The organism is Sediminihabitans luteus (assembly GCF_002797595.1).
Lineage (GTDB): Bacteria > Actinomycetota > Actinomycetes > Actinomycetales > Cellulomonadaceae > Paraoerskovia > Paraoerskovia lutea.
In genome coordinates, this window is record NZ_PGFE01000007.1 from 113,797 (window position 1) to 126,417 (window position 12,621).

Annotated in this window: 10 protein-coding genes and 1 tRNA gene; 10 read left to right on the forward strand and 1 reads right to left on the reverse strand. The window is 72.2% G+C overall.

From position 1 onward, the window contains the following. The first annotated feature begins 27 nt into the window (after positions 1 to 27). The 4 genes from CLV28_RS15200 to CLV28_RS15215 all read left to right on the forward strand — a co-directional run bounded on the left by CLV28_RS15200 (position 28) and on the right by CLV28_RS15215 (position 4,306). Positions 28 to 1,365 (forward strand): ABC transporter substrate-binding protein, encoded by a 1,338-nt coding sequence (locus CLV28_RS15200; protein ID WP_308440394.1) that lies wholly within the window; start codon positions 28 to 30, stop codon positions 1,363 to 1,365. A 113-nt stretch (positions 1,366 to 1,478) separates the two neighbouring features. Beyond that, positions 1,479 to 2,459, forward strand: a complete 981-nt coding sequence (locus CLV28_RS15205; protein WP_100424189.1) for a carbohydrate ABC transporter permease — start codon at positions 1,479 to 1,481, stop codon at positions 2,457 to 2,459. A gap of 62 nt (positions 2,460 to 2,521) precedes the next feature. Beyond that, a complete protein-coding gene (locus CLV28_RS15210) occupies positions 2,522 to 3,430 on the forward strand; it encodes a carbohydrate ABC transporter permease (protein WP_100424217.1) in 909 nt (302 codons plus the stop codon). 15 nt (positions 3,431 to 3,445) lie between these two features. Continuing rightward, positions 3,446 to 4,306: an EamA family transporter gene (locus CLV28_RS15215; protein ID WP_100424190.1), complete on the forward strand. Its 861-nt coding sequence runs from the start codon at positions 3,446 to 3,448 to the stop codon at positions 4,304 to 4,306. Positions 4,307 to 4,309: 3 nt separating this feature from the next. On the opposite strand, the gene CLV28_RS15220 is transcribed toward CLV28_RS15215, so the two are convergent. Beyond that, complete coding sequence (locus tag CLV28_RS15220) at positions 4,310 to 5,287, reverse strand: NAD(P)H-quinone oxidoreductase (protein ID WP_239073314.1); 978 nt, start codon at positions 5,285 to 5,287, stop codon at positions 4,310 to 4,312. Between the two features lie 205 nt (positions 5,288 to 5,492). Between CLV28_RS15220 and CLV28_RS15225 the strand changes: the two genes are divergently transcribed. The 6 genes from CLV28_RS15225 to CLV28_RS15250 all read left to right on the forward strand — a co-directional run bounded on the left by CLV28_RS15225 (position 5,493) and on the right by CLV28_RS15250 (position 12,571). Next, on the forward strand, positions 5,493 to 9,248 hold the full coding sequence (locus CLV28_RS15225; RefSeq protein ID WP_170062691.1) for a sensor histidine kinase: 3,756 nt from the start codon (positions 5,493 to 5,495) through the stop codon (positions 9,246 to 9,248). 37 nt (positions 9,249 to 9,285) lie between these two features. Next, on the forward strand, positions 9,286 to 9,735 hold the full coding sequence (locus CLV28_RS15230; RefSeq protein ID WP_100424192.1) for a roadblock/LC7 domain-containing protein: 450 nt from the start codon (positions 9,286 to 9,288) through the stop codon (positions 9,733 to 9,735). Between the two features lie 10 nt (positions 9,736 to 9,745). Beyond that, positions 9,746 to 10,153: a DUF742 domain-containing protein gene (locus CLV28_RS15235; protein WP_100424219.1), complete on the forward strand. Its 408-nt coding sequence runs from the start codon at positions 9,746 to 9,748 to the stop codon at positions 10,151 to 10,153. Between the two features lie 313 nt (positions 10,154 to 10,466). After that, positions 10,467 to 11,075: a GTP-binding protein gene (locus CLV28_RS15240; protein WP_100424220.1), complete on the forward strand. Its 609-nt coding sequence runs from the start codon at positions 10,467 to 10,469 to the stop codon at positions 11,073 to 11,075. A 214-nt stretch (positions 11,076 to 11,289) separates the two neighbouring features. Continuing rightward, positions 11,290 to 11,374, forward strand: a tRNA-Ser gene (locus CLV28_RS15245). A gap of 51 nt (positions 11,375 to 11,425) precedes the next feature. Then, on the forward strand, positions 11,426 to 12,571 hold the full coding sequence (locus tag CLV28_RS15250; protein WP_239073315.1) for a glycosyltransferase family 4 protein: 1,146 nt from the start codon (positions 11,426 to 11,428) through the stop codon (positions 12,569 to 12,571). Positions 12,572 to 12,621 lie beyond the last annotated feature (50 nt).

A 12,621-nucleotide genomic window follows, 5' to 3' on the forward strand; every position in this document is an offset into this window, starting at 1 on the left:
ATGTCGCGTCCGCGGACGCGAGGCGCCGTGCTCGTCGCAGGGGGCCTGAGCGCTGTCCTCGCGCTCGGCGCGTGCAGCAGCGACGACGACGGCGACGGCGGCTCGGCGGACGGCGGGTCGACCGACTGCGCCGACTTCGAGTCGTACGGCGACCTGTCGGGCAAGACCGTCACGGTCTACGCGGGCATCGTCGCCCCCGAGGACCAGCCGTACATGGACTCCTACAAGCCCTTCGAGGACTGCACGGGAGCGACGATCGACTACACGGCCGACAAGAACTTCGAGCAGCAGATCCTCGTGCAGGCGCAGGCGGGCAACGCGCCCGACATCGCGATCGTGCCGCAGCCGGGCCTGCTCCAGCAGCTCGTCGCGACCGGTGCCGCGGTCGAGCCGCCGGCCGAGGTCGGCGCCAACGTGGACGAGTTCTGGGGCGAGGACTGGAAGGCCTACGGCACGGTCGACGGCACGTTCTACGCCGCCCCGTCCGGTGCGAGCGTCAAGTCGCTCGTCTGGTACTCCCCGACGCAGTTCGCCGACAACGGCTGGGAGGTGCCGACCACGCTCGACGAGCTTCAGACGCTCACCGACGACATCGTCGCCAAGGGCGACAACAAGCCGTGGTGCGCGGGCATCAGCTCGGGCGAGGCGACGGGGTGGCCGATCACGGACTGGATGGAGGACATGATGCTGCGCGTCGGCGACCCCGACGTCTACGACCAGTGGGTCGCCCACGACATCCCGTTCAACTCCGAGGTCCCGACCGAGGCGCTCGACGCGGTGGGCAACTACCTCAAGAACCCGGACTACGTGAACGGCGGCATCGGCGACGTCTCGTCGATCGCCACCACGACGTTCCAGGACGGCGGCCTGCCGATCCTCGACGGCGCGTGCTCGCTGCACCGCATGGCGTCGTTCTACGCGTCGAACTTCCCCGAGGGCACCGACGTGTCGGAGGACGGCGAGGTGTTCGCGTTCTACCTGCCGGGCAAGACGGCGGACGACCACCCGGTGCTCGGCGCGGGCGAGTTCAACCTCGCGTTCGCCGACCGTCCTGAGGTGCAGGCGTTCCAGACGTACCTGTCGACCGACCTGTGGGCGAACAACAAGGCCTCGGCGAGCTCGGAGGCCACGGGCGGCGGCTGGATCTCGGCCAACAAGGGCCTCGACCCGGCGAACCTGGTGAACCCGATCGACAAGCTGTCGGTCGACCTCCTGCAAGACCCGAACACGGTCTTCCGCTTCGACGGCTCCGACCAGATGCCGGCCGCGGTCGGGTCGAACGCGTTCTGGAAGCAGGCGACCGCCTGGATCACGGGCCAGTCCACCAAGGACACGCTCGACAAGATCGAGGCCTCCTGGCCGTAGACGGACCCGCGTGGGGTGCGGCGGCGCGTCGTCGAGGCGGCGCGCCACCGCACCCCACGCCCGTACTGCGGCACGGCCGCAGCATCTGACCGGTCCTGGAGGCAGGAGTTCTGATGGAGATCGCTGACAAGCTCCTCTCGATGGTCTACGCGTTGGTCGCGTTCGCCGTGGTGCTGGGGCTCATCCTGTTCCTCGCGTCGCGGTACGAGCGGCGCGGCGGGCGGAGCATCGCGTGGTGGTTCATCGCGCCGACGCTGCTGCTGCTCGCGGTGGCTCTCGTCTACCCGGCGTTGCGCACGATCTGGTACTCGTTTTTCGACGCCTCGGGCGCGAGCTTCGTGGGTCTCGACAACTACGGGACGGTGTTCACGCAGTCCGACCAGCTCGTGGTGCTGCGCAACACGGTCCTGTGGACGCTCGTGACGCCGTTCGTCGCGACCGCGGTCGGGATGCTCTACGCGATCCTGGTCGACGGTGCCAAGGGCGAGGGCGTCGCGAAGGCGCTCGTGTTCCTGCCGATGGCGATCTCGCTCGTGGGTGCGTCGATCATCTGGAAGTTCATGTACGACTTCCGCGACCCTGCCGCGGGCACGGAGAAGAATCCGGTCGAGCAGATCGGTCTGCTCAACCAGGTGATCCTGTGGTTGGGCGGGGACGCGAAGAACTTCCTGCTCGACTCACCGGGCAACACGTTCTGGCTGATCCTGGTGATGATCTGGATCCAGGCCGGGTTCGCGATGACGATCCTGTCGGCGTCGATCAAGGCGATCCCGTCCGAGATGGTCGAGGCGGCCCGGCTCGACGGCGTGCACGGGTTCAAGATGTTCCGGTTCATCACGTTGCCGAGCATCCGCCCGTCGGTCGTGGTGGTGCTCACGACGATAGCCATCGCGTGCCTCAAGGTGTTCGACATCGTCCGGACCATGACGGGCGGGCAGTTCAACACGAGCGTCGTGGCGAACGAGTTCTACACCCAGACCTTCAGTGCGGCGAACCAGGGGCTGGGTGCGGCGCTGGCCGTGGTCCTGTTCATCCTGGTCGTGCCGATCATCGTGTACAACGTCCGCCAGCTGCGCGCATCGGAGGGACGCTGATGTCCGAGTCCACCGCCCACCCCACACCTGCCAACCCGGTCCCGGGGGCGACGTCCGCGACCATGCAGGACGTCGACGTCGCGGGCGCCGTCCCGGACAAGCCCGGGCCCCCGCTCGCCGCGACGGCCAAGCGTCGCCTGACCTCGCCGTGGGCGTCGCTGTTCGCGGTGATCCTCGCGGTGCTGTGGACGACGCCGACGCTCGGTCTGCTCATCACGTCGTTCCGCCCGCAGGAGGACATCAACGACACGGGCTGGTGGACGGTCCTGTCGAACCCGTCGTTCACGATGGAGAACTACCAGACCGTCCTGGACCCGGACAAGTCCTCGGCGCTCGGCCCGTACTTCATCAACTCGATCGTCATCACGATCCCGGCGGTGATCGCGCCGGTGCTGCTGGCGACCCTCGCGGCGTACGCGTTCGCGTGGACGAGCTTCCGCGGCAAGAACATCCTGTTCGTCGCGGTGTTCGCGCTCCAGGTCGTGCCGATCCAGGTCACGCTGCTGCCGCTGCTGACGCTGTACGTCGACGCGGGCATCTCGGGCACGTTCTGGGCGATCTGGATCTCGCACACGGCGTTCGGCCTGCCGCTCGCGGTGTTCCTGATGCACAACTTCATGCGGGAGATCCCGGGCGAGCTCATCGAGGCGGCCCGCGTCGACGGTGCAGGTCACGTGACGATCTTCTTCCGGATGATGCTGCCGATGCTCAAGCCCGCGATCGCGGCGTTCGGGATCTACCAGTTCCTGTGGGTGTGGAACGACCTCCTGGTCGCGCTGACCTTCGCAGGCCCGGGCGCGGCCACGGCCCCGCTGACCAAAGCCCTGTTCGACCTCGCCGGGACGCGCGGCAACGCCTGGTACCTGCTCTCGGCGGGCGCGTTCGTCTCGATGATCGTGCCCGTGATCGTGTTCCTCTCGCTCCAGCGGTACTTCGTGCGCGGCCTGCTCGCCGGCTCGGTCAAGGGGTAGGCATAGGCTCGTCGGGTGCCGTCCGGTCGCGCGCTCGACGCGGTTCCCGCCCCCGCGCTGTTCGTCGCGTCCGGGATCACGCAGTACCTGGGCGCGGCGATCGCGGTCGGCCTGTTCGCGACGGTCGGTGCGCCCGAGGTCGCCTGGCTGCGGATCCTCGTCGCGGCCGTCGTCCTCGTCCTGTGGCGGCGGCCGTGGCGCTCGCGCTGGACCCGCCGCGACCTGGCGTGGGTCGCGGTCTTCGGGGTGTTCCTGGCCGCGATGAACGTCGCGTTCTATGTCGGCATCGCGCACCTGCCGCTCGGCACGGCGGTCGCGATCGAGTTCCTCGGGCCGGTCGGCGTCGCGGCCGTGACGGGCCGCGGCTGGCGCGAACGGGTCGCGATCGTCCTGGCCGCGGGCGGCGTCGTCCTGCTCGCCGGGGTCACGCTCGAGTCGGACCTCCCGCGCGCCGACGTCCTGCTGGGCCTGGCCGCGGTCCTGACCGCGGCCGCGTGCTGGGCCGGGTACGTCGTCCTCGGACGCCGCGTGGCGGTCTCGGGCTCGGGCGTGACCTCGCTCGCGGTCGCGATGAGCGCCGGCGCGCTCGTCTTCGCGCCGTTCCTCGCCCCGGGCTCCGCCGTCGTCCTGTCGGACGCCGCGCTGCTGGCCGGGGTCGTGGGCGTCGCGCTGCTCTCGTCCGTGGTCCCGTACGTGATCGACCAGGTGGTGCTGCGCCGGCTGAGCACCGCGACGTTCGCGGTGCTGCTCGCGCTCCTGCCCGCGTCGGCGACGCTCGTGGGGGCGGTCGTGCTCGGCCAGGTCCCGACGCTCGGGGAGGTCGCGGGCCTCGTGCTGGTCTCGGGCGCGATCGCGCTCACCGGGCGCACGCGCTGAGCCTCAGGTCGTGAGCAGGACCTTGCCGAACGCCTCGCCGGACTCGAGCATCGTGTGCGCGCGCGCCGCCTCGGCGAGCGGGACGCGGGCGTGGACGACGGGGCGGATCCGCCCGGCCTCCACGTGGGGCCACACGTGGGCCCGGACGGCGGCGACGATCGCGGCCTTCTCGTCGAGGGGACGCGCGCGCAGCGTCGTGCCGGCGACGCTCGCGCGCTTGGTCAGGAGCGCGCCGAGGTCGAGCTCGCCGCGCCGGCCCTTCTGCATGCCGATCACCACGAGGCGTCCGCCCGTCGCGAGCACGCGCACGTTGTCGCCGAGCGCCGCGGCACCGACGACGTCGAGCACGACGTCGGCCCCGCGGCCGTCGGTCGCGGCGCGGACCGCGGCGACGGCGTCCTGCGTGCGGTGGTCGATCCCGACCGCGGCGCCGAGGTCGCGGCACCGCGCGACCCGCTCGGGGCCGCCCGCGGTCGTCGCGACGCGGGCGCCCAGGGCCACGCCGAGCTGGATCGCGAACGACCCGACGCCGCCGGACCCGCCGTGCACGAGCAGCGTCTCGCCCGGCTGGAGCCGCGCGACGTCGACGAGGTTGCTCCACGCGGTGCACGCGGCCTCGGGCAGCGCCGCGGCGTCGACCAGGTCGATCCCCGCGGGCACGGGCAGGAGCTGCGCGGCCGGGACGTCGACGCGTTCGGCGTACCCGCCGCCGTCGAGCAGGGCGCACACGGCGTCCCCGGGCGACCAGTCCGTGACCCCTGGTCCCACATCCTGGACCACGCCCGAGACCTCGAGGCCGAGGATCTCCGAGGCTCCCGGGGGCGGCGGATAGTGGCCGGCGCGTTGCAGCAGGTCAGCGCGGTTCACGCCCGCCGCGGCGACCGCGACGCGCACACGACCTGCGGCAAGGGGGTTCTCAGGGACGTCCGCAACGGTTAGGTTTCGGTGAGCGTCCTCGTCGTCCACGGTGATCGCACGCACGTCAGCCACCCTACGGGCTCGTCGGGAGCGCGTCGCGTGCACACCACGTGGCCGTGACCAGCGGATTAGGTGGAGACGCCAAGACCCCCGATAGTTAGTACGCACGCCGAAGGGATCCGACGGCACACCGACGTCCGCGCGAAGGCCCGGGAAGCGTGCACGACGTCGGTTCAGAAGGACGAGAGAGGTACCTATGCTCCGCAGGTTGAGCGTCCGCGGGAAGATCCTTGCGGCCATCGCGGTGCCCGTCATCGTCCTGTTCCTCGCTGCCGCGTACATCTCGGTCGGCGCGGTCGGCGACGCGCGGCGCGCGTCCCAGACCGCCGCGCTCGTGGACGCGCTCGCGACGCAGGACGCCGCCGGCAAGGCCCTCGCCGCCGAGCGAGGCCTGACCCTCGCAGGAGCGCGCGTCGACGGTCAGTCCGCGGACGAGCTCAAGGCCGCACGACAGGTCACCGACCGCGCGCTCCGCGCGCGCGACGCGGCGTTCGAGGACCTCTCGGTCTCGGCGCTCGACGACCGCGTCGGGGCGGCGATCGACCGCACGATCTCCGACGGCGACCAGCTGCTCAACCTGCGGCGCACGATCGACGACGACGTCACGCCCGAGCTCTACTCGACCGCGCTCTACACCGCGTTCATCGAGCGCGCCATCGGCGTGCAGGACGAGCTCGCCAACACGACCGCCGACCGCGAGCTCGCGCGCTACCTCGAGGCGTACACGCTCCTCGACGAGTCGATGGCCCAGGACACGGTCGAGCTGCCGCTCGTCGGTGCCCTGCTCGGCATGGACTCCGAGAGCGACGCCTACCCCGCCGCGACCGCCCGTATCGCGCTGCTCGTGGCGCAGGACGACGACCTCTACGCCGAGACGCAGCGCGCGGTGCGCGACCTCAACGACTCGGACCTCTCCTACCCGGCGACGTCTGCCGCGTTCGCGAACATCCGGTCGCTGCTCGCGGCGTCGAACCCCGGTGCCGTGACCGCCGACATGGCGACGAACTGGGGCAAGACCTCCGCGGAGCACCTCGCCAACCTCACCAAGGTGCGCGACGCCACCCGCAACAGCGCTGGCGACATCGCCGAGGCCGACTCGACCGCGGAGACCACGACCGCGGTCGTCACGACGCTCGTCACGCTCGCGGCCATCATCGGCTCGATCCTCCTCGCGGGCTTCATCGGCTCGCGCATCGTGAACCCGCTGCGCCGCCTGACCGCGGCCGCCGCGGACGTCCGCGACCAGCTGCCGACCCTCGTCGAGCAGGTCGCCGTGCCGGGCCAGGGGCCGAGCATCGACATCGCCCCGATCGAGATCGAGTCCTCCGACGAGGTCGGTCAGCTCGCCCGCGCGTTCAACGACGTGAACTCGACGACCATCCAGACCGCGCGCGAGCAGGCCGCGCTGCGTGGCTCGATCGCCGAGATGTTCGTCAACGTCGCGCGTCGCGACCAGGTGCTGCTCAACCGCCAGCTCGCGTTCCTCGACGACCTCGAGCGGGCCGAGGAGGACGCGTCGACGCTGTCGAACCTGTTCCGCCTCGACCACCTCGCGACCCGGATGCGCCGCAACGCGGAGTCGCTCCTCGTGCTCGCCGGCATCGACTCGGGCCGCCGCGTGCGCCAGCCCATGCCGGCCTCGGACGTCATCCGTACCGCGTCGTCCGAGATCGAGCTCTATGACCGCGTCCGGCTCAACCTCGCGGTCGACCCGCAGATGCTCGGCCACAACGCGCTCAACGCGGCGCACCTGCTCGCCGAGCTCCTCGAGAACGCGACCAACTTCTCCGAGCCGCACACGCCCGTCGAGGTCTCGATCGCCCAGGACGACCGCGGGGTGCACGTCTCGATCCGCGACCACGGCCTCGGCATGACCAACGAGGAGATCGTCGAGGCGAGCCGCAAGGTCAGCGTCCACGCGGCGACCGAGGTCGTCGGCGCCCAGCGCCTCGGCCTGTTCGTGGTCGGCCGGCTCGCCGACCGCCTCAGCGCCAACGTCTCGTTCTTCGCGTGCCCCGACGGCGGCACCGAGGTCACGGTCACCTTCCCGCCCGCGCTGTTCGTGGCCGCTTCGAGCGTGCCGCTGCCGCAGCCGACGGACCCGCTCGACCAGCGCACGCAGACCGCCGCGGGGCAGCTCGCCGCGGGCCCGCAGAGCGCGGCCCTGCCGGTGCGCGGTGGCGGACCGGTCACAGGGGCGATGCCCGCGGCGACGGGGTCGACGCCCACCGTCGACGAGGCGCCGCTCGTCAAGGCCGTCGACCTCGACGCGCTGACCGACGGCACGACCGCGGGCGGCATGCCGCGACGCCGGTCGCGCTCGGTCGACACCGGCACGTCCGCGCCCAGCGCGTCGCTCGCCTCGGGCCCGACGACCGGCTCGATCGTGCTGCCGCCGCTCGCGGCCCCCTCGCTGCCGGACGACCTCCCGTCGTCCGACCAGGACGAGGCCTGGGCGCCGCCGGCTGAGGTCCAGCCCTCGGCGAGCGGACTGCCCAGCCGTGCCGCACGTCGCACCGCCGAGCCCACGGTCGCGCTCGAGGCCGAGGTCTCGAACCCCGTGAGCCTTCCCGGCGCCGAGGCCGTCGAGTCGATCGAGGTGCCGGTGCTCGAGGTCTCGGAGCGCTCGGCGATGTTCTCGAGCTTCCGCTCGATGGGTGCCATGAGCACCGAGGTCAGCGAGCAGGCCCACGACTTCGAGGCGGCGGCCGAGCAGGCCGGACCGCTCGGGGGCGAGCTCCGCGAGGTCGCCGCGACGTCCGAGACCGACCTGACCCGCGAGTTCGACGAGGTCGCACGCCCGCTGACCGATGCCGTCCCGACCGTCGGCGGCTTCGGCGACGGGCGCACGTGGGCCCCGCAGCCCGCGGAGACGCAGCCCGCCCCGGCGCAGCCCGCCGAGGCGTGGGCCCCGGCCGGCGTCGAGCAGTGGGCACCCCAGGGCACGCCGTCGGCGTCCGGCGAGCAGAGCGGCTGGGCCCCGGCCCAGCAGCCGGCGTCCGAGCAGCCGGCCGTCGAGCAGACGGCGATCCAGCCCGCGGTCGCGCAGCCCGCGGCGCAGGCCGCACCTGCCGAGCAGCAGGCCGGACCGGCGGACGCCTCGCAGGGCGAGGAGGTGCCCGAGGCGCTCCGCTTCGACGCGCTGCCGCGCTTCGAGGAGCTCATGACCGACCTCCCGACCCGCCGGTCGCTGCGCGAGAGCTCGGCGGCCCGTCGCCGAGGACTGTTCGGCCGGCGCCCGCGCACCGAGGAGACCCCGGTCGTCCCCGCCGCGAGCGTGGTGCGCGAGGCTCCTGCCGAGCAGGTCGCGTCCGCGCCCGTCGCGCTCAACGTGCCGGCGCAGCCCGAGCCCGCAGCGCCCGTGAGCGTCTGGTCGCCGCAGCCCGCGGCCACGGACGCGCCCCTGGCCCAGCGTGAGTCGCTCGTCCAGCGCGAGGCGCCGGCCCAGCCGCTGGTCCGTCGCGAGTCGGCGTTCAGCGCCCAGGTCGCGGTCGACGACACGCCTCAGCCCGCCGCGTGGAACCCCCCGGCCCCGCTCCAGCGCCGCACGCCGCAGGAGCAGGCGCTCGAGGTGCCCATCGACCCGGACTACATCCACGACTCGGTCGAGGCCCGGTCGGAGTGGATGGCTTCGGCCGTCCTGTACGAGGAGATGACCGCACTGATGCGCGCGAACGAGCGTGGCGACGGTCCGCTCTCGTCGTCGGCCCACGAGGAGTACCGACCCCAGGTCGAGTACTCGCAGGACGCGAACCTGCGTCGCCGTGGCGGACGTCCGCAGGCCGCGCCCGCAGGGCCGTTCAGCGCGCAGATCGAGCGCGACCCGGAGCAGCTCCGCTCGCGCCTGTCCGCGTTCCAGTCGGGGATGTCCCGCGGGCGCGCCGAGCTCGGCGGGGACCAGGACTCGACAGCGCCCGGTATGACCATGAATGATGTGCCCGACTCAGCGGCGTCGACTCGATGAGAGCGAACGAACCGATGAGACATGACGAGGAGGAAGTGTGAACGCGCTCAGCACCGAGGCGACCAATTTCGGTTGGCTGCTCGACAACTTCGTGCGGACGGTTCCCGGGAGCCGCCACACCCTCGTGGTGTCGGCCGACGGGCTCCTGATGGCGATGTCCGACCAGCTCGACCGGACCAGCGGCGACCAGCTCGCGGCGATCGTGTCCGGCATGTCCAGCCTGACGCGCGGCGCTTCCCGCCAGCTCAACGGCGGGAACGTGCGCCAGGCGATCGTCGAGATGGACAACGGCTTCCTGTTCCTCATGAACGTCTCGAACGGCTCCGTGCTCGGTGTCGTCGCCGAGTCGAGCTGCGACATCGGGCTCATCGGTTACGAGATGGCCCTGCTCGTCTCGCGCACCGAGGCGACCCTCACGCCGCAGCTCATCTCCGAGATGCGCGGTAGCCTGCCGGTCGACGGTGCGACGCGCACCCCGGTGGGATGAGGTAGAGACCATGAATGCAGCCTTCGGCGGGACGCACCGCGCTGACTCGTACGAGTCCTCGACGGTCCGTCCGTACGCAGTGACCGGCGGACGTGTGCGCTCCGCGACGTCCGACCTCCCGCTCGAAGCGCTCGTCGAGGTGCTGCCGGGCGCAGTCAACAGCTACGGGCTCCCGCCCGAGAAGCGTGCGATCCTCCAGCACGCGGCGCACAACTACGTCTCGGTCGCAGAGCTCTCCGCTCTGCTGCGGCTTCCGCTCGGTGTGGTGCGGATCCTCGTGGCGGACCTCGCGGACGAACGGTACGTGACCGTCCACACCTCGACCCCCGTCAACGTGCACACCGGTCACGGTGGTAGCAGCTCGGGCATGTCCCTGAGCGTCTTGGAGAGTGTTCTCAATGGCATTTCCGCCCTCTGACGGCCAGGGACGGCCCCACGGCTTCCCGGCGACGGACTCCCCGGTGCGCCAGAGCGTGCTCGGCAGCACCCCGGCCTGGGCCAGCACGACCGGTGGCGCCGGCGCGTCGCAGCCGACGCCGCCCGCGCAGCAGACCGGCTTCGCACCGGCCGTGACGGTCGCCGCGCCGAGCACCGCGCCGCAGCCCGTCGCGCCGCAGGCCTCGCAGTCGCAGCAGTTCGCCCCGCAGTCGTCGGCGCAGCAGCCCTCGGCCCCGCAGGCGGCCCCGCAGCAGTCGCAGCCCTCGCAGGCGCCGGCCCAGCAGCAGGCGCCGGTGCGTCCGGCGACGCAGGCCGCACCCGGCCAGGCTCCCGCGCGCACTGCGCCCACGGTCGTCAAGATCGTCGTCGCCGGCGGGTTCGCGGTCGGCAAGACGACCTTCATCGGGTCGATCTCCGACATCGAGCCGCTCAACACCGAGGCCGCGATGACCGAGCACTCGGTCGGGGTCGACGACGCGGGCGGCCAGACCGAGCGCAAGACCTCGACCACGGTCGCGATGGACTTCGGACGCATCGAGCTCCCCGGGTCGCTGTGGCTCTACCTCTTCGGCACCCCGGGCCAGGACCGCTTCCTGTTCATGTGGGACGACCTCGTGCGCGGCGCGATCGGCGCCGTCGTGCTCGTCGACACCGAGCGCCTCGAGCAGTGCTTCCCGGCGATCGACTACTTCGAGTCGCGGAACATCCCGTTCGTCGTGGGCGTCAACTGCTTCGACGGCGTCGCCAAGCACCGCCTCGAGGACGTCCGCGAGGCGCTGCAGATCCCCGCGCACGTGCCGATGCTCTACACGGACGCCCGCTCGCGCGCCGCGACCAAGCAGACGCTCATCTCGCTCGTGCAGCTCGCGATGCGCCAGCTGCGGGCCGGCGCCGCGTCCTGACGCACCCAGCACCACCGCCGACGGCGGGTCACCCATCCGGGTGGCCCGCCGTCCGCGTCTCCCGGGCCGGCCACGCCGGAACCGCGCGGCGTCCGACGTCCGACACCGCGCGACGTCCGACACCGGAACCGCACGGCGACCACAGGTGACACCGCGCGGCGTCCGCCCTGCGGGAAGTCGGTAGACTGGGCGACCGCGCGCCACGGGCGCGCGAGGAGGGCTGACAGAGCGGCCTAATGTGACGGTCTTGAAAACCGTTGTGCGGCAACGCACCGGGGGTTCGAATCCCTCGCCCTCCGCCGTGCGGCCCTCGTGGCCGCGAGACCACGAGCCGGAGGGAGCGCGAGCGGGTGAGCGGGCAGCGCCTCAAGATCGCGTTCGTGTTCGACGACTCGCTCGACGCCCCCGACGGCGTGCAGCAGTACGTGCTGATGCTCGGGCGGGCTTTCCGTGCGCTCGGGCACGAGGTGCACTACCTGGTCGGGGAGACCGCACGTACCGACATCGAGCACGTGCACCCGATGTCGAGGAACGTCGGCGTGCGGTTCAACCAGAACCGCATGCGGATCCCGCTGCCTGCCTCGCGCCGGCGCATCCGTGAGCTGCTCGCGCGCGAGCAGTACGACGTGCTGCACGTCCAGGTGCCGTTCTCACCCATGATGGCCGCGCGCGTGGTGCTCGCCGCGGCCCCGACGGCGACGGTCGTGGGCACCTTCCACATCGCGCCGCACTCGCGGCTCGTCGCGTTCGCGAACACCCTCCTGGGCGTGTGGACGCGGCGTGCGCTGCGTCGGTTCGACGAGATCGTCGCGGTCTCGCCGGTCGCGGCCGACTTCGCACGCGCGACGTTCCGCGTCGAGTGCCGCGTGGTGCCCAACCCTGTCGACCTCGCGCGATTCCGGGCCGCTGCGGGCGCCGAGCCGTGGCGTCGTGGTGAGGCGGGGCGCGCACGGCGCGTCGTGTTCCTCGGGCGGCTCGTCGAGCGCAAGGGCGCGGCCCAGCTGCTCGCCGCGCTCGAACGTGCCGAGCAGGCACCCGACTGGCCGCGCGTCGAGGTCGTGGTCGCCGGCGACGGGCCCCTGCGCGCGGCTCTCGAGGCGCACGCGGCACGGCTGCGCACGCCCGTCGAGTTCGTCGGGTTCGTCGACGAGGCGGTCAAGCCGGCGCTGCTCGCCGAGGCCGACGTCGCGGTGCTGCCCTCGACGGGCGGCGAGAGCTTCGGGATCGTGCTGCTCGAGGCGTGCGCTGCGGGCTCGCGCGTCGTGATCGCGGGCGACAACCCGGGCTACCGCAGCACGTTCGACGGCAACGAGGACCTCCTGGTCGACCCGGCGGACGTCGACGCGTTCGCCGCCCGGCTCGTGCGGGCCGTCACCGACGAGTCCTTCGCCGAGCGCGCGAGCGCGTGGCAGCACGCGCACGTCGAGCAGTTCGACGTCGAGCGCGTCGCCGCGCAGGTGCTCGACACGTACGCGGCGCACCGCCCCCGCCCGTGAGGCGCGCCCGCGTTTTGCTCCCGGAGCCCATCGCCCGGTAGCCTGACAAC